Annotated in this window: 12 protein-coding genes; 8 read left to right on the top strand and 4 right to left on the bottom strand. The window is 30.5% G+C overall.

Annotated features, from left to right (window positions below; genetic code table 11):
• Nucleotides 1-20 precede the first annotated feature (20 nt).
• Nucleotides 21-1,196, top strand: a complete 1,176-nt coding sequence (locus GQS58_RS07795; protein ID WP_166384573.1) for an MFS transporter — start codon at nt 21-23, stop codon at nt 1,194-1,196.
• Between the two features lie 293 nt (nt 1,197-1,489).
• Here the strand turns inward: GQS58_RS07795 and GQS58_RS07790 are convergent, their stop codons facing one another.
• The gene (locus tag GQS58_RS07790; protein WP_166384571.1) at nt 1,490-2,557 is read right to left on the bottom strand and encodes a methyltransferase; all 1,068 of its coding nucleotides are present in this window, start codon (nt 2,555-2,557) and stop codon (nt 1,490-1,492) included.
• Nucleotides 2,558-2,887: 330 nt separating this feature from the next.
• Here GQS58_RS07790 and GQS58_RS07785 point away from each other — a divergent pair, with 330 nt between their 5' ends.
• Both GQS58_RS07785 and GQS58_RS07780 read left to right on the top strand, forming a co-directional pair.
• Complete coding sequence (locus tag GQS58_RS07785) at nt 2,888-5,785, top strand: FAD-binding and (Fe-S)-binding domain-containing protein (RefSeq protein ID WP_166384569.1); 2,898 nt, start codon at nt 2,888-2,890, stop codon at nt 5,783-5,785.
• 370 nt (nt 5,786-6,155) lie between these two features.
• Entirely contained in the window at nt 6,156-7,145 is a 990-nt protein-coding gene (locus GQS58_RS07780; RefSeq protein ID WP_166384567.1) for an aldo/keto reductase, read from the top strand.
• Nucleotides 7,146-7,323: 178 nt separating this feature from the next.
• Here GQS58_RS07780 and GQS58_RS07775 read toward each other — a convergent pair whose 3' ends face one another.
• Complete coding sequence (locus GQS58_RS07775; RefSeq protein WP_166384565.1) at nt 7,324-8,190, bottom strand: flagellar motor protein MotB; 867 nt, start codon at nt 8,188-8,190, stop codon at nt 7,324-7,326.
• A 186-nt stretch (nt 8,191-8,376) separates the two neighbouring features.
• Complete coding sequence (locus GQS58_RS07770; RefSeq protein WP_166384563.1) at nt 8,377-11,016, bottom strand: valine--tRNA ligase; 2,640 nt, start codon at nt 11,014-11,016, stop codon at nt 8,377-8,379.
• 124 nt (nt 11,017-11,140) lie between these two features.
• Here GQS58_RS07770 and GQS58_RS07765 point away from each other — a divergent pair, with 124 nt between their 5' ends.
• Nucleotides 11,141-11,545 carry a DUF1573 domain-containing protein gene (locus tag GQS58_RS07765; protein ID WP_166384561.1) on the top strand — a complete coding sequence of 135 codons (405 nt, stop codon included), beginning with the start codon at nt 11,141-11,143 and terminating at the stop codon, nt 11,543-11,545.
• 1 nt (nt 11,546) lies between these two features.
• Here the strand turns inward: GQS58_RS07765 and GQS58_RS07760 are convergent, their stop codons facing one another.
• Nucleotides 11,547-12,884, bottom strand: coding sequence for an aspartyl protease family protein (locus tag GQS58_RS07760; RefSeq protein WP_166384559.1), 1,338 nt, complete (start codon nt 12,882-12,884; stop codon nt 11,547-11,549).
• A gap of 150 nt (nt 12,885-13,034) precedes the next feature.
• On the opposite strand from GQS58_RS07760, the gene GQS58_RS07755 reads away from it, so the two are divergent.
• From GQS58_RS07755 to murB, 4 genes are all read left to right on the top strand, one after another.
• The gene (locus GQS58_RS07755; RefSeq protein ID WP_166384556.1) at nt 13,035-14,231 is read left to right on the top strand and encodes a pyridoxal phosphate-dependent aminotransferase; all 1,197 of its coding nucleotides are present in this window, start codon (nt 13,035-13,037) and stop codon (nt 14,229-14,231) included.
• 56 nt (nt 14,232-14,287) lie between these two features.
• On the top strand, nt 14,288-15,751 hold the full coding sequence (locus GQS58_RS07750) for a catalase (protein WP_166384554.1): 1,464 nt from the start codon (nt 14,288-14,290) through the stop codon (nt 15,749-15,751).
• 165 nt (nt 15,752-15,916) lie between these two features.
• On the top strand, nt 15,917-16,702 hold the full coding sequence (locus tag GQS58_RS07745) for a hypothetical protein (RefSeq protein ID WP_166384552.1): 786 nt from the start codon (nt 15,917-15,919) through the stop codon (nt 16,700-16,702).
• A gap of 192 nt (nt 16,703-16,894) precedes the next feature.
• On the top strand, nt 16,895-17,905 hold the full coding sequence (gene murB / locus GQS58_RS07740) for a UDP-N-acetylmuramate dehydrogenase (RefSeq protein ID WP_166384550.1): 1,011 nt from the start codon (nt 16,895-16,897) through the stop codon (nt 17,903-17,905).
• Nucleotides 17,906-17,949: the final 44 nt, after the last annotated feature.

Below are 17,949 nucleotides of genomic sequence, written 5' to 3'. Positions count from 1 at the left end.
TTTTGTACTTTTGCTTTTATATGAGCAAATCAAAATATATTTTACCAGTAATCATTATTTCTCAGTTTTGTTGCACCTCTTTATGGTTTGCAAGCAACGGAGTAATGACAGATTTAGTAACTAGTTTTAACTTAAGTGATATTGCTTTAGGCTACTTAACCTCTGCAGTGCAATTTGGCTTTATTATGGGTACGTTGGTATTTGCTTTGTTTACCATTGCAGATCGGTTTTCGCCATCTAAAGTGTTTTTTTTCTGTGCTATTTTAGGCGCGTTTTTTAACTTGAGACTTATTTTTGAAAATCAAACTTTTTTAACACTAATAGGAATGCGTTTTTTAACCGGGTTTTTCTTAGCAGGAATTTATCCTGTAGGGATGAAAATTGCTACAGATTATTACAACAAAGGCTTAGGTAAATCTTTAGGTTATTTAGTTGGTGCATTGGTTTTAGGCACTGCTTTACCGCATTTACTTAAAGATTTAATGCAAAATTATACATGGAAAACAATTATAGTATCCATCTCTATTTTAGCTGCTTTTGGCGGATTATTAATGTTACTTTTTGTGCCTAACGGACCTTATAGAACTGCTGGGAAAAAATTAGATATTACCATCTGTTTTTCCATTTTTAAAAACGTAAAGTTTCGAAAAGCTGCTTTTGGTTATTTCGGACACATGTGGGAACTCTATACTTTTTGGACTTTTGTGCCCATTCTTTTAAAAATCTATGAGAATTTACATGCTGATGTTTCTTTTAACATCCCTTTATTATCATTTATAATTATTGCAATTGGAAGTATATCTTGTGTAATAGGTGGTTATTTATCTGAAAAACATGGCCCAAAGAGCATTGCTTATTTAGCCTTATTTTTATCTTGTATCTGTTGCCTTATTTCTCCGTTGATGTTTCAACTAGCTAATGAAAACCTGTTTATAGCTTTTTTACTCTTCTGGGGAATGGTTGTTGTTGCAGATTCTCCATTATTTTCTACTTTAGTAGCTCAAAATGTAGCTTCAGAAAATAAAGGAACAGCGCTCACCATTGTTAATTGCATTGGTTTTGCCATTACTATTGTTAGCATTCAATTAATAAGTAACTTTAAAAGCATTACAGATTCTAATGTTATTTTTGCGCTGTTAGCTATTGGACCTATTTTGGGTTTATTCACTTTTTCTAAAAATCGTGTTAGCTCATAAGTTAAAATTATCTAGATACAATTTTGCAAAAAGCAAAATTACTTGATGTGACAACTCCACACTAAACCCAATAGCACGAACTGTAAGTTCGAGTGAAACTTCTTTTCCAGAAATTTTGTATCGAGAACATTTTGTGTCTTTTTCAGATATTACATTTATCACAAAAAATAAAGGATAGCAAAACGAATTGCTATCCTTTATTTTTATATAAACTTCCCGAAATTTAGAGAGATAAGTTAAGTATTATGATTGTAATAAATTTTCTCCCTTTGGCAGAAATTACAAATAATTATCTAAACTTTAGTCAAAACCCAAAGTTGTACTTCTTCTAAAGGAGCTTCTTTTTTGTTTCTTTTTGTTTTATCAACCGTAGGTTTAATTGTTTTCTTTAAACATTTTTCTAGTTTAAAACGAACTCCTTTAGCCAATTCTTTTTCAATAGGATTTTCTTTTGTCAGCTTTTTTATTTGAGCAGAATTAGAGAATAAAATCACTAACCTTCCATCTTCAGCTAATCTATTACTTGCTTCTGCAAAAAACTTAGGAAACAAGTTTTTATTATAATAAACAGCTTCATCTATATTTTCTTCATTAGAAATTGCAGGTAACCAAGGTGGATTAAAAACAATTAATTCGGTTTCTTTCTCTATTGTAGCAAAAAGGTTTCCGTGTTCTAACTCTATTTTACGAGACAACTTAGTCTCTCCCATAAATTCTTTTAACCCCAAAATTGCATTTGGGTTTGTATCTGTACCAAATACTTTCTGAAAACCATGTTGCACCATTTGAAAAGACAAAACTCCACTACCAATACCAACATCTATAGCAGATTTCTTCGGTCCTTCGTATCGTTTTAACCAATTATCAAATAACGTTAAATGATCGAAACGAGTAGGAAAATATGTACCTAAATAAGGATGTACTTTGTTTCTTAAAACAGGCACTTTAATTCCCTTATTATACTTTTGCCAAGCACTGTTTAGTCTTTGAACTTCTGGAAACGTTAATAAAAAATTATTTTTATTTGCATACAATTTAGAAAACCAACCAATTTTAGGTGCTTTGTCTACCACCACTTTTTGATTTTTAATTTGTAATAAAATTTGATTAGAAAGTGTATGATATTCTACACGAAATGCATGTTGCTCTTTAATTGTTTTATTTGGCAAACGGATTTTTAAATGTTTTTGCAACTCTTTTAAAAGTAACATTCCGTTGCTATAAAATTCCGTAATTAAAACAGATTTGCCTTCTCTCATCGCATAAAGCGTTTCCCTTACATCTGTATTGCTATCGAATTTTATTAGATCATCACCAGGGTGAATTGGTGTTGGTTTGTTTATTTGCAGCGCTGAACTCATTAATTTATGTGGTATTATATAGAATTGCAGATACTTAACATTTACAATTCACGATTTTAAATAATAAAATTAGAAAAAAATAGCAGCAATCTGAATACAAATTTTTGCTAAATAATATTTTGCAAAGATACTTTTTAAAACCTAGTATTATTACTATTCTTAGAATTAGCAAAAAAATTAAAATATCACTTTTTTATACTTTCAAATTAGCAGTTTTATTAACCATTTTTTATAGAATCAATAAAAATAATTAAAGAAGTTTTTTGAGATAGAAATAATGATTTTTTATTCGGATATTTGTTTCTTATTCTTACTTTTTAATAGTAAATAATGATAGACAATACTACTTTAGATAATTTAAACAACTCACTTTCTGGTGATGTTCTTTTTGATAAGTTACACAAAACATTATATGCAACAGACGCTTCTGTTTACAGGAAAATTCCATTAGCAGTAGCATTTCCAAAGGATGAAAAAGACTTAAAAACCCTAATTGCCTTTGCAACTAAAAATAAGATTACTTTAATACCTAGAACTGCCGGAACTTCTTTAGCAGGACAATGTGTTGGTGACGGACTTGTAGTAGATGTTTCTAAGCATTTTACCAATATTATTTCTTTTGATGAAAAAGCAAAAACAATTACGCTACAACCTGGTATTGTAAGAGATTCTTTAAATGTGTATTTAAAACCATTTGGTTTGTTTTTTGGTCCAAACACCTCCACCTCTAACCGTTGTATGATGGGTGGAATGGTTGGTAATAACTCCTCTGGAAGTACTTCTATAAAATATGGAGTAACACGTGATAAAGTTTTAGAAATTGATGCTGTTTTAAGTGATGGTAGCACTGCTATTTTTAAAGAAATTAGTGCTGCAGATTTTATCAAAAAAACGAAAGAAAACACACAAGAAGGAAAAATATACAAAAGTCTTTTTGATGAACTTTCTATAACAGAAAATCAAGAAGAAATAAAGAATGAATTCCCTAAAAAAAGTATTCATAGAAGATGTACCGGTTATGCGATTGACGAGTTATTAACGTCAGACTTATTTGGCGGAACTTCACCAACCATAAACGTTGCAAAATTATTAGCAGGGAGTGAAGGTACTTTGGCTTTTTCAACGTCAATTACCTTGCAATTAGATGTGCTTCCTCCTACAGAAAGCATTATGGTTTGTACACATTTTAAAACCGTAAATGAAAGTTTAATTGCCACAGTAATTGCTATGAATCACAATTTATATAATTGTGAGTTAATGGATAAAACCATTTTAGATTGTTCTAAAAACAACAGAGAATTAGCTAAAAGTCGTTTCTTTTTAAAAGGAGATCCAGAAGCTGTTTTAATGCTAGAAGTTTCTGCAAACACTATTGAAGAAACAGAGGTTTTAGCAGATAAATTAATTGCCGATTTAGAAAAAAACAATTTCGGCTATCATCATCCTAAAGTGTACGGAGCAGATATTGCTAAAGTTCATTATTTACGTAAAGCTGGTTTAGGTGCTTTGGGTAATATTGTTGGCGATAATAAAGCGGTTGCTTGTATAGAAGATACTGCAGTTGCTTTAGAAGATTTGCCAAATTATATTGAGGAATTCACTCAAATTATGGCTAAATATAAGCAAAACGCAGTTTATTATGCACATGCTGGCGCTGGTGAATTGCATTTACGTCCGATTTTGAATTTAAAGAAAAAGGAAGACGTTGTTTTATTCAGAAAAATTACAACGGAAACTGCCGAATTAGTAAAAAAATACCAAGGTTCTTTTTCTGGTGAACATGGAGACGGAATTGTGCGTGCAGAGTTTATTCCTTTAATGATTGGTGATAAAAACTACCAGTTATTAAGACGAGTTAAAAAGGCTTTTGACCCAAACAATATTTTTAACCAAGGAAAAATTACAGATGCTTTTTCTATGGATAAAAATCTTCGATATGAAATTGATAGAGAAGAACCAGAAATTAAAACCATTCAAGATTTTTCTGATAGTGAAGGAATTCTAAAATTAGCAGAAAAATGTAATGGTACCGGAGATTGTAGAAAACCTGTAGAAGCTGGCGGAACGATGTGCCCTAGTTATAGAGCTACCAAAGACGAAAAAGACACCACTAGAGCAAGAGCAAATACGTTACGTGAATTCTTAACAAATTCCGACCAAGCAAATAAATTTAATCATAAAGAATTAAAACAAGTTTTCGATCTATGTTTAAGCTGTAAAGCATGTGCATCAGAATGCCCAAGTAATGTAGATATTGCTACAATGAAAGCAGAGTTTTTATATCAATATCAAGAAACAAACGGGTATTCTTTTAGAAATAAAATGTTTGCAAATAATGCGAAATATAATAAATTAGGAAGTTTAGCACCTTCTATCACTAACTTTTTTACCAATTCTACACTAGCTAAAAAGGTTTTAGGAGTTGCGGTAGAACGTTCAGTTCCTAAATTAGCGAATCAAACTTTAGAAAGTTGGTTAAAGAAACATCACCCAAAAACATCTAAAAAAGCAGTTTATTTATTTAATGATGAATTTACCAATTTTTACGATTCAGAAATTGGACAAGATGCTGTTATTGTATTAGAGAAATTAGGCTACGAAGTAAAAACCGTAAAACATGATGAAAGCGGTAGAAGTCATATTTCTAAAGGATTTTTAAAAGAAGCAAAAGCCATTTGTAATAATAATGTTGCAATTTTTAAAGATCTTGTTACAGATAAAACTCCTTTAATAGGAATAGAACCCTCTGCAATTTTAGGTTTTAGAGATGAGTATATTCGTTTAGCTGATGATAAAACATCCGCAGAAAAAATAGCGAAAAATGCTTTTACGTTCGAAGAGTTTTTAGCAAAAGAATTAGAAAAAGGAAATATTGATACTTCTTTATTTACAAAGGTGTCTAAGACTTTAAAAATACATGGACATTGTCATCAAAAAGCATTGTCTAGCACGCAAGCTAGTTTTCAAATTTTAAATATTCCAGAAAATTATAAAGTAACCATTATTAGTTCTGGTTGTTGCGGAATGGCTGGTTCTTTTGGTTATGAAAAAGAACATTATAAGGTTTCTATGCAAGTTGGTGAAGATACTTTGTTTCCTAAAATTAGAAATTGTAGTTCAGATACTGAAATTGCTGCTGCAGGAACAAGTTGTAGACATCAAATTTTTGATGGTACAAAACGCATCGCAAAACATCCAGTTACGTTGTTAAGAGAAGCTCTTATCTAGTATTCAGTTTTCAGTAGCAGTTTGCAGTAAAAATAGCCTATTTAAATAGTACAAATTGAATTCGTTATATTTGCATAAACAACTAGTAATCAGTTGTATTATTATTTATACTTTGCTCAATACAAGCTTTATCGAATACTTCTTTTTAACAACTGAATATCCTTCGACAAGCTCAGGAGGACATTTTGAATTTTAATTGTTTTACGACATTATAAAATTCATTTGATATTAGAAAACATAAAAAGAAGACCCAAGGTAATTAAGTAAAATTTAAAAGATATATAACGGAAATATATGAAAAGCAATGATTGTAAAATCGTTGCTTTTTTGTTACTTTGAAAATAGAATTCGACCCTAAATATTAATAATCATGGCAAAATACAAAGCAGATTCAGAGAGGTACAATAAAATGAACTATAGAAGAACAGGAAATAGCGGTTTGCTGTTACCTGAACTTTCTTTAGGTTTATGGCATAACTTTGGTAAAAATGACGATTTTGATAATGCAAGAAACTTATTAAAATGTGCGTTCGATAATGGAATAACCCATTTTGATTTAGCTAATAACTACGGACCACCTTATGGTTCTGCTGAAAAAACTTTTGGAAAAATCTTGAAAAAAGATTTCAAAAAGTATAGAGACGAATTGATTATTTCATCAAAGGCAGGTTATGATATGTGGGAAGGTCCTTATGGGAATTTTGGTTCTAAAAAATATTTAATTTCTAGTTTAGACCAAAGTTTACAGAGAATGAATTTGGAGTATGTTGATATATTTTATCATCATAGACCAGATTCCGATACACCATTAGAAGAAACTATGGGAGCTTTAGATTTAATAGTAAGACAAGGAAAAGCATTATATGTTGGCTTGTCTAATTACAAACCTAAAGAAGCAGAAAAAGCCTTTAAAATATTAAAAGACTTAGGAACTCCATGTTTAATTCACCAACCAAGATATAGTTTATTTGACCGTTGGATAGAAGATGGACTTTTAGGTTTATTAGGAAATTCTGGAGTTGGAGCCATTTGCTTTTCTCCATTAGCACAAGGAATGTTAACGGATAAATATATTAACGGATTGCCAAAAGATTCAAGAGCTGTAAAAGATGGACGCTATTTAAAAACAGATAAAGTGATGGAAATGCTTCCAAAAATTAAAGCCTTAAATGAAGTTGCTAAAAGCAGAAATCAGAATTTAGCACAAATGGCAATTTCTTGGATTTTAAAAGATGATAGAATTACATCTGTTCTAATTGGGGCTAGTAAAACCGAACAAATTTTAGACAGTGTAAAAGCTACTGAAAATACTGTTTTTTCTGATGAGGAACTGACTAGAATTAATTCCATTTTAGCGTAAAATAAAATGATAAAAGCTTCTTTAAGTTTTATAAATCTAAAGGGCTCTTTTTTTATTATCTACTAACAAAAGTAGATTATTTATTACATAAAAAAAAGCTCCTTTAACAAGGAGCTTTTCACTTTTTAATACTGCACTCTTTCTTTTCCTAAACTCTTCCTTTTTCATACAATTTTTATTATTCAGAAAGTTGATCATCTGCAAGTAAAGCAAAGAATTTATCTAAATTTGGTAAAATTACAATTCTAGTTCTTCTGTTTTTTGCTCTATTAGCATTTGTAGTATTTTCTACTAAAGGCATAGTAGAACCTCTACCTGCAGCAATCAATCTACTCCCCTCAATATTATATTTACTTTCTAAAAGACGTACAATAGATGTTGCTCTTTTTACACTTAAATCCCAATTGTCTTGTACAGTTACATTGTTAATCGTTCTAGAATCTGTATGTCCTTCAATCATAACATCCATACTTGGTTCAGATTTTATAACTGCTGCTAATTTTTCAATTAAATTATAAGCACCACTTTTTACCTTATAACTTGCTGTGTTGAATAGTAATTTATCCGAAACAGAAATCATAACTACAGTTTGATCTATATCGATATTTAAATCATCAGAATCTGATAAATCAGAAGTACTAATTTTATTCTTTAAGTTATAAGCAATAGCAAGGTTTAAAGAATCTTTTAATGTTTTTGCACCAGAAAGTAATGTTGGATCTACTTTAGATAAAGTTGCTCTCATTCTCTCTCTCGTTTTATTAGAGATAACTGCTGTTTTACCAACCATGTCTAACTTTACATCATTCGCATCTTGTAAACTAGAATTATCACTTTTTAAAGAATTAATTTTTTCATTATAATCCGCTACTCTATTCTCAATTTTAGCAAATTTCCCCTCTAATGCTTCTTTTTCTAAAGTAGTTTTTTGAAGATTTCCTTTTGTATTAATATACTGGTTTTCTAAAGTAACATACTTTTTTTTAGAAACACAAGATGTTGCTAACAAAGAAATTGCTACAACAGGAATAATAAATTTTTTCATAATTAATTAGTTTAAATGATATAACCTTTAGCGGTTATTTTGTTATTTAAAAGTTACTACTATCAATAAAACAACTCAATTTATAAATACCCTACCTTAAAAAGGTGTTTTTTTAAACTAAAAATTAAAAAAGTCCATAAAAACTTAATTTTCATGGACTTATAATATTAAAAAAATATAAAATTTTTATTGTAACGAACTCAAACTACTTTTAATCGTTTCAATTTTAGCAACGGTATCTGCTTCTTTTTTACGTTCTAAAGCCAACACTTGTTCTGGTGCATTAGACACAAAACGCTCGTTAGACAATTTCTTTGTAATACCAAATAAGAAACCTTGGGCTCTTTTAAGCTCTCCTTCTAATTTTTTAATTTCTGCTTCTACATCTATATTTTCTATAGAAATTGGTACAAAGTATTCATTAGATTTAACTCTAAACGAAGCGCCTTCTACCTTTTCTGAAACGTAGTTTATAACCGATGTATTTGTTAATTTCTGAATAACAGCATCAAATTGTTTTGTGCTTTTATCATTATCAATTACAAATAACTCAATGGCATCTTTAAAAGAAATGTTCTTATCTTTTCTGATGGTTCTAATTCCTGATACAACTCCGGTTGCAAATTCAAAATCTTCTATAATTTTTGCATCAAAATCTTTAATTACAGGATATTTTGCAATAATTAACGCTTCTTCTGGTGTTCTGTCTGTAATATATTGCCAAATATCTTCCGATAAAAATGGCATAAACGGATGCAATACTTTTAAGTTATTTTCTAAAACTTCTATAATAGCATCAAACGTAGTTTTATCTATTGGTTGTTGGTAAGCAGGCTTAACAATCTCTAATAACCATGAAGAAAAATCATCATTAATTAGTTTATAAATTGCCATTAAAGCATCAGACAAACGGTATTTAGAGAAATGGTCTTCTATTTCTGCCAACGTTTTTTGAAACTTAGCTTCATACCATTCTAAACCAATTTTAGAAGTTTCTGGTTGTGGTAAACTTGCGTCTACTTCCCAACCTTTTATCAAACGGAAAGCATTCCAAATTTTATTTGCAAATCCTTTTCCTTGCTGACATAAATCTTCCTCAAACATTAAATCGTTTCCGGCAGCAGAACTTAATAAAAGTCCAACTCGTACTCCATCTGCTCCATAATCTTCAATTAACTTTAAAGCATCCGGAGAGTTCCCTAAAGATTTAGACATTTTACGTCTTTGTTTATCTCTAACTAATCCTGTTAAATAAACATTATTAAAAGGCTTTTCATCTTTATATTCATATCCTGCAACAATCATTCTTGCTACCCAGAAAAATAAAATATCTGGTCCGGTAACTAAATCGTTTGTTGGGTAATAGTATTTAATTTCTTCGTTTTCTGGATTTCTAATTCCGTCGAAAACAGACATTGGCCATAACCAAGAAGAAAACCAAGTATCTAGTGCATCTTCATCTTGACGAAGATCTTCTATTTTAAATGAAGCATCAACTACGTTCTTAGAAATTGCTAATTTATATGCCTCTTCCCTATTCTCTGCTACTACAAAATCTTCTTTTCCGTCTCCGTAGAAATAAGCCGGAATTTGTTGTCCCCACCAAAGTTGACGAGAAATATTCCAATCACGCACATTTTCCATCCAATGACGGTAGGTGTTTTCAAATTTCTTTGGATATAAGTTGATTTCTGCATCTTCACCCAAAACTGCATCAATTGCAGGTTGTGCAAGATCTTTCATCTTTAAAAACCATTGATCTGACAATCTTGGCTCTATAACAGCTTTTGTTCTTTCTGATGTTCCTACTTTATTTGTATGAACTTCAGTTTTCACTAAAATACCTTTTTCTTCTAATTCTTGAGCAATTTCTTTTCTTACTACAAAACGGTCTTTACCTTGATAATGTAATCCGAAAGAATTTAAAGAAGCATCATCATTAAAAATATCAATTACCTCTAATTTGTGCTTGTCTCCTAAATTCTTATCATTTTCATCGTGTGCAGGCGTCACTTTTAAACAACCTGTACCAAATTCTAAATCTACATATTCATCCTCTATAATAGGAATTACTCTGTTAGATAAAGGTACAATTGCTTTCTTGCCTTTTAAATGCGTAAAACGTTCGTCATTTGGGTTGATACAAATTGCAGTATCTCCAAAAATAGTTTCTGGCCTTGTAGTTGCAATGGTTAAAGTATCCTCAGATCCTTCAATTTTATATTTTAAGTAATACAAGTTTCCTTGTCTTTCTTCGTGAATTACTTCTTCATCAGAAAGTGTTGTTTTTGCTTCCGGATCCCAATTTACCATTCTGTAACCTCTATAAATTAAACCTTTGTTGTATAAATCAACAAAAACTTTTATTACAGATTCAGACATTTCTGGATCCATGGTAAATGCAGTTCTTTCCCAATCACAAGAAGCACCTAGTTTTTTTAATTGTTCTAAAATAATACCTCCGTATTCATCTTTCCAATCAAAAGCATGTTGTAAAAATTCTTCACGTGTTAAATCGCTTTTTTTAATTCCTTGCTCTTTTAACTTGGCAACCACTTTTGCTTCCGTAGCAATAGAAGCATGATCTGTACCAGGAACCCAACATGCATTTTTACCTAATAAACGCGCACGTCTAATTAATACATCTTGAATTGTATTATTTAACATGTGCCCCATGTGTAAAACGCCTGTTACGTTTGGTGGCGGAATTACAATTGTATAAGGCTCTCTTTCGTCTGGCGTAGAATGAAAATAGTTATTTTTCATCCAGTAGTCGTACCATTTACCTTCTACTTGGCTTGCATCATATTTAGATGGAATTGTCATACTTTGGTATCGTTTTTGATATATAGTTTGCAAAAATACAAAACTCTAATTTGTCGAGAAAATTAGTAGTAGATTTTTTAAAACAAATTATTAGTCATAAATTTACGGTATAAAATATTAAAATATGAAAGCTTTCGGAACATTATTAGTAATCTTCTTTATTTCTTTGTCTATAAACGCTCAAGAATTTAAGTTTGAAAAAGAGACCATTAACTATGGAAAAATTGAAAAAGGATCTGACAGAGAAAGAGTCTTTGTTTTTTCTAATATTGGTGATGAACCAATAGTTATTAGTAGAATTCAATCTTCTTGTGGTTGTACAATTCCTAAAAAGCCAGAAGCACCAATAATGCCAGGAGAAAAAGGAGAAATTAAAGTATCTTATGATACCAATAGACTTGGTGGTTTCTCTAAATCTATTACAGTTTTTTCTAATGCAAAAGAAGGAAATAAAGTAATTAGAATTAAAGGGATGGTAACAAAAGAACTTTCTTTAGAAAAAGAAAAAAGTATCTTAACAGATATTTAAACTATATTTTTTTTAGTAAACGAAATTCGAATTTCATTTTTACGCCATTGCGTTTAATTGTAATTCGAATTTTCTTTTTATCTCTTTCTTGAAATTTATGAGTAATATCTTCTATCTTTAATTCATGCGCTAGTTTGCCATTTATTTTAAGAATAATATCTCCTTTTAAGACACCTGCTTTTTCTGCTGCTGAGTTTTTTAACACATGACGGATAACAAAAGATGGTTTAAAATTAAAAGAATAACTAGTTACAAATGCTACCGAATTTCTGTTTAATTCTTCTTTACCATAAACACTGGTAAACTTTTCTAAAACTTCTTCTTTTACCAATTCTTTTCCATTATAAACAACATCTAACCCACTCATATTATAATTAAAGCCAGCAGAAAGAGAGCCATTCTTTTTTAAAGTGATTTTTTTATGCGGATAATCAATCCAAACTTTAAACCTGCTTAAAACACCGCCACCAACACTACCATTTCTTGCTTTAAATTTTCTAGCATTATGTGTAGATGCCGAATCTAAAAAAGAAACCGTTGGGCTTTTAATTACAAACCTACCTAGTTTAAATTTTGGCACCCTACTTCTATTACCAAAAATAGGTCCGCTTAAACCTTCGCCTAAAATATCATTAAAAAAACGTTTGGGTGTTCTAATCGATTTCTTAGAGTTTTCGAAAAGCCACACAGCATCACTTCCACCAGAATCTACCAATAATTTTACCTTTGTAAATGTACCTCCAATAGTATCTAAAAGAACCTCCGCATTAATATATGGCTTTTTACGGTAAAACTTAAACGGAATAGTTTCGCATTTTTTACACTTTCTGTATGTAAACGTTTTAGGATTGTAAAAGTGAATCCTTTTTGACTTATAGTTAATTTTTACAATTACATTTTTTAATAAACTATACCCAATAATACCATGAATGGTAGTCCCCATTTTACTTGATAAATCAAAATAATCATTTAAAACAACATAAATAGTTTCATTAGTACTTACTAAGTTCTTTATTTTAAATGTATTCTTTTTTGAAATTAAAGCATCTACCGCATCACCATTACCTAAACCACGTAATTTAACATTTCTAGTATTTAATAAGCTAATACTATCATTTTCAAATAAATTAAATAAAATGGTTTTATTCACTCCTGTATCTAAAATAAAAGACAATTCCTTCCCATTAATTTCTAGAGGTATTACAATTAGGTTGTTAATTAATCTAAATTTAATTTGTTGTCGATACTTATTCCCTTCATTAAAAGTAAAACCCACCTGAGCATTAATTGTTAATGAAAATAAAAATGAGCATAGAATAAGAGCATATTTTTTTATCAAGTTGCCTGTTTTTAGAACATATACAATATACAACTTAAGTTTTTAACGTTAAAAAACACACAATCATCAACCTACAAAGTTTCTTTAATATACTCTATTAAATAAAATATATTTCGGAAATTTGCATATACAAATATTTAAAACATAATTATGCCTGCAATATCTAAGAAAGGATTAAAAATGCCAGAATCGCCAATTAGAAAATTGGTACCATATGCTGAAGATGCAAAAAAAAGAGGTGTTAAAGTATTCCATTTAAATATAGGTCAACCAGATATTAAAACACCACAAGTTGCTTTAGATGCCGTAAAAAACAATGACATACAAACATTAGCGTATGCACGTTCTGAAGGTTCTGAAGAATATAGAAATAAACTAGTTTCTTATTATAAAAAACATAATGTTAACGTAACTGCAGACAATATTGTAGTAACAACTGGTGGTTCTGAAGCCTTGCTTTTTACTATTGGAAGTATTACAGACCCGGGTGATGAAATTATTATCCCTGAGCCTTTTTACGCTAATTACAATGGCTTTTCTACTGCTTCTGGAGTTACAGTTGTTCCTGTAATTTCTAAAATTGAAGACAATTTTGCATTGCCAAAAATTGAAGAGTTTGAGAAATTAATCACCAAGAAAACCAAAGCAATATTAATTTGTAACCCAGGTAATCCTACCGGATACTTATACTCAAAAGAAGAGATTCAGAAATTAAAAGAAATTGTTTTAAAACACGATTTATTTTTAATTGCCGATGAAGTGTATAGAGAATTCACTTACGATGGTTTAGAGCATACTTCTGTAATGGCTTTAGATGGTTTAGAGCAAAACTCTATTGTAATAGATTCTGTTTCTAAGCGTTATAGTATGTGTGGTGCAAGAATTGGATGCATTGTTTCTAAAAATGAAGACTTTATAAAAACCGCTATTAAATTTGCACAAGCACGTTTAAGTCCGCCAACATATGCATTAATTGCCAGTGAAGCTGCTTTAGATACACCTCAACAATATTTTGATGATGTAAAAGAAGAATATGTAGACAGAAGAAACACTTTAATTAAAGAATTAAACAAAATTGAAGGCGTAAAAGTAGCCAACCCAAAAGGTGCTTTTTACTGTGTTGCAGAATTACCTGTAAAAGATTCAGATCATTTTGCAAAATGGTTATTAGAAGACTATAATTTGAATAACGAAACGGTTATGGTAGCCCCTGCAAGTGGTTTCTATTCTACCGAAGGTGAAGGAAAAAATCAAATTAGAATGGCGTACGTTTTAAATAAAGTAGATTTAATTAGATCTGTAGAAATTTTAGGTGAAGCTTTAAAAGTATATAAAGATTCGTTATAGTAAGACTTATAAAACATTAAAAAACCAAATAAAGTTGATATTATAAAATAACTATTATGAAAGATGAAAAGAAAAAACTAACTTCTGTCTCAGGAAGACCTATTGCAGAAAATCAGAATGTAAAAACTGCCGGAAAAAGAGGTCCTATGCTGTTAGAAGATTATTGGTTTCTAGAAAAATTAGCTCATTTTGACAGGGAAGTAATTCCGGAAAGAAGAATGCATGCTAAAGGTTCTGGAGCCTTTGGATCATTCACTGTTACACATGATATTACCAAATATACAAAGGCAAAAATATTTTCTGAAATTGGTAAAAAAACAGAAATGTTTGCCCGTTTTTCTACAGTTGCCGGAGAAAGAGGTGCTGCAGATGCAGAAAGAGATATTAGAGGTTTTGCCATGAAATTTTATACAGAAGAAGGAAATTGGGATTTAGCTGGAAATAATACGCCAGTTTTCTTCCTAAAGGATCCATATAAATTTCCAGACCTTAATAAAGCTGTAAAACGTGACCCTAAAACAAATTTAAGAAGTGCAAACCATAATTGGGATTTTTGGACTTTATTACCTGAGGCGCTGCATCAAGTTACAATTACAATGAGTGAAAGGGGAATTCCAAAATCATTTAGACATATGAATGGTTATGGAAGCCACACCTTTAGTTTTTTAAATGCTGCTAATGAACGCTCTTGGGTAAAGTTTCATTTTAAAACTGCACAGGGAATTCAAAATTTAACAGATGCAGAAGCAGAAGCTATTGTTGGTAAAGACAGAGAAAGTAATCAACGAGATTTATTTGATTCTATTGAAAATGGAGATTTTCCAAAATGGAATTTAAAAATACAAATAATGCCAGAAGCAGATGCTAAAAACTATCGCTTCAATCCTTTTGATCTTACAAAAGTATGGCCTCATGAAGACTATCCATTAATGGATGTTGGTGTTATGGAATTGAATAGAAATCCAGAAAATTACTTTGCAGATGTAGAGCAAGTAGCATTTAACCCTGCTAATGTGGTTCCCGGAATTGGTTTTTCTCCAGATAAAATGTTACAAGGTCGTTTGTTCTCTTACGGAGATGCACAACGTTATAGATTAGGTGTTAATCATTATCAAATTCCTGTAAATAAACCAAAATGTCCGTTTCACAACGCACATAGAGATGGAGCAATGCGTGTAGATGGCAATGAAGGATCTACCATACATTATGAGCCAAATAGTTATGGGCAATGGGCAGAAAGCAAAGAGTTTGCAGAACCTGCAAGTCCTTTAGATGGTGAAGCTTTTCATTATGATCATAGAGAAGATGATGATTATTATACGCAACCAGGAAATTTATTTAGAATGATGACTGCAGAACAACAACAAGTTTTATTTGAGAATACAGCACGTCAAGTTGGTGGTGCAGAAAAATTTATTCAAGAAAGACATATTGGTAATTGCTACAAAGCAGACCCTAATTATGGAATTGGAATTGCAAAAGCATTAGGTATAAACCCTGCTGATTTAGATTTATCTTAAACAGAATAGGCTTACAATAAAAAGTATCGTTAATGGCGGTTTTAGTCTTAATTTTAACACTTTAGCATGTATTAAGTCAAGCGCTAAAGAGAAAGTTAAATACAGAGGAATCCGCCACTAACCATACACAAATGGTTGTAAAACATTTGATAAAATTAACAAACAATGAGAAATATTTTAAGTTTAGTGCTATTAATTAGCATTTTTTCGTGTAAAAATTCTGAAAAAGAAAATAATCAGAATCAAAAAGAAACTGAGTTAACTCAGCAAGAAAAGAACCTGGAATCTAAAACTACAGAGCTTGAAGTAAGTGAGCAAGTATTAGCACTTAATGCAGAAGTTAAGAACAACGTTATTCATTGTGAAAATGAAAAGTTCTCTATTAAAGTAGACAACCTTAAAAATGGAGATTTAAGATACACTTCTTGGGATAAGCCAAGATCTACTTCTAACAAACCAGACCTTGTTCTTTATGACGGAAAAGTTGAACAACAAGGAACTAGTGGAGGATATCATTATGTATTTAAAAGTGGTGAATGGAAGTATATCATTGAGAATAACTTAATAGGAGAAACAAAGGAATCAATGGGAGTTTTTTTAAAACTACTTAAAGATGGAGAACAGAAAGGGTATTCTAAAATGAATGATTTGACCATAAAAAAGAATTATGATCTTAAAACTTACACAAATAAAGAACTAATAGGAAACTGGTCTACGCCACATTATGCGGTTAGAAAAGTAACTTTTTTTGAGAACGGAACATTTTTATTTGAAAATGGAGATGGAGATGGAGAAAATCTAAAAGGAAAATTTGAGCTGAATGACAAATCTGTAAGCTTAAATTTCGATAGTGGTCTTAAGAAAGTATTAAAAATTGGACGAGGAAAAGAAAACACAAGTTTTACTTTAATTGGCGAAGGAGAAAACTTTGTTAAAAAATGGAAAAAATAAAAAGGTTTTACACTAACTAGTATAATTAATTACTGGTTTTAGTAAACTTAAAGAAAGTCTTCATGGACTTTCTTTAAGTTTTACCAACAATAATTGCTCTTGTAAAGGTTTTAAAGAGTGAATTTAAAGGAAAAACATAGAATACCGCTTCGTTAACAAAGAATTCCGTTTAAAGCAACATAAATATTAATTGTGAATATTCAAGAAAATACATCCTTAAAAAATTACAATACATTTGGCATTTCTGTATATGCTAAACGTTTTATTTCTATTGATTCTGTCTATCAATTACAACAACTTTTAAAGGTTGAAAAAGACCTTTTTTTAATTTCTGGAGGAAGTAATATGTTACTGACAAAAGATATTGAAAAACTAGTAGTACATATAGATATTAAAGGTATTTCTATTGACAATGAAAATGAAAATGCTGCTTATATTACCGTAAATGCTGGCGAAAATTGGCATGAATTTGTGTTGTGGTGCGTTTCTGAAAATTATGGCGGAATAGAAAACTTGTCTTTGATTCCGGGGAATGTGGGCACCTGCCCTATTCAGAATATTGGTGCTTATGGTGTGGAAGTAAAAGACACCATTACAAAAGTGGAAGCATTAGATATTGAAACTGGTAGATTGGTTCCGTTTTCTAATGAGGACTGTAATTTTGGCTACAGGAATTCTATTTTTAAAAATGAAGTAAAAGGAAAATATATTATTACTTCGGTTAGTTTTAAACTGACTAAAAAAGACCATAACTTAAACTCTTCTTATGGTGCTATTAATACAGAATTAACATCTAAAAATATTATAAAACCCACTTTAAAAGATATTTCTGATGCTGTAATTGCTATTAGAAAATCGAAGCTTCCAGATCCGAAGGAAATAGGTAACAGTGGTAGTTTTTTTAAAAACCCTGTAATTGCAACTACGCAATTTTTAGAGTTGCAAAAAGATTTCCCAACGATACCAAGCTATAAAATATCTGATTCTGAAGTAAAAGTGCCTGCTGGTTGGTTAATAGAACAAGCTGGCTTTAAAGGAAAACGTTTTGGTAATTACGGTGTGCATGAAAAACAAGCCCTTGTATTGGTAAATTACGGAAACGCTACTGGAAACGAAATTTATCAGCTTGCTGAAAAAATAAAAGAAACCATCTTTAAAAAGTTTGGTATCGCTTTAGAAATTGAAGTGAATATTATTGCATAAAAAAGAAACTGTCTCAAAAAGCAGTATTTTTGTCAATATTAATT

Source organism: Polaribacter sp. 11A2H (genome assembly GCF_011379025.1).
In the GTDB taxonomy this organism is placed as follows: Bacteria; Bacteroidota; Bacteroidia; order Flavobacteriales; family Flavobacteriaceae; genus Polaribacter.
Note: the sequence above shows the minus strand (reverse complement) of the source record. Positions and strands in the feature narration are given on the sequence as shown.

Coding starts and splice junctions, on each gene's coding strand:
- GQS58_RS07785 (WP_166384569.1), top strand. CDS start 2,888: ATGATAGACAATACTACTTTAGATAATTTAAACAACTCACTTTCTGGT.
- GQS58_RS07795 (WP_166384573.1), top strand. CDS start 21: ATGAGCAAATCAAAATATATTTTACCAGTAATCATTATTTCTCAGTTT.
- GQS58_RS07755 (WP_166384556.1), top strand. CDS start 13,035: ATGCCTGCAATATCTAAGAAAGGATTAAAAATGCCAGAATCGCCAATT.
- GQS58_RS07750 (WP_166384554.1), top strand. CDS start 14,288: ATGAAAGATGAAAAGAAAAAACTAACTTCTGTCTCAGGAAGACCTATT.
- GQS58_RS07770 (WP_166384563.1), bottom strand. CDS start 11,016: ATGACAATTCCATCTAAATATGATGCAAGCCAAGTAGAAGGTAAATGG.
- GQS58_RS07790 (WP_166384571.1), bottom strand. CDS start 2,557: ATGAGTTCAGCGCTGCAAATAAACAAACCAACACCAATTCACCCTGGT.
- GQS58_RS07765 (WP_166384561.1), top strand. CDS start 11,141: ATGAAAGCTTTCGGAACATTATTAGTAATCTTCTTTATTTCTTTGTCT.
- GQS58_RS07780 (WP_166384567.1), top strand. CDS start 6,156: ATGGCAAAATACAAAGCAGATTCAGAGAGGTACAATAAAATGAACTAT.
- GQS58_RS07775 (WP_166384565.1), bottom strand. CDS start 8,190: ATGAAAAAATTTATTATTCCTGTTGTAGCAATTTCTTTGTTAGCAACA.
- GQS58_RS07745 (WP_166384552.1), top strand. CDS start 15,917: ATGAGAAATATTTTAAGTTTAGTGCTATTAATTAGCATTTTTTCGTGT.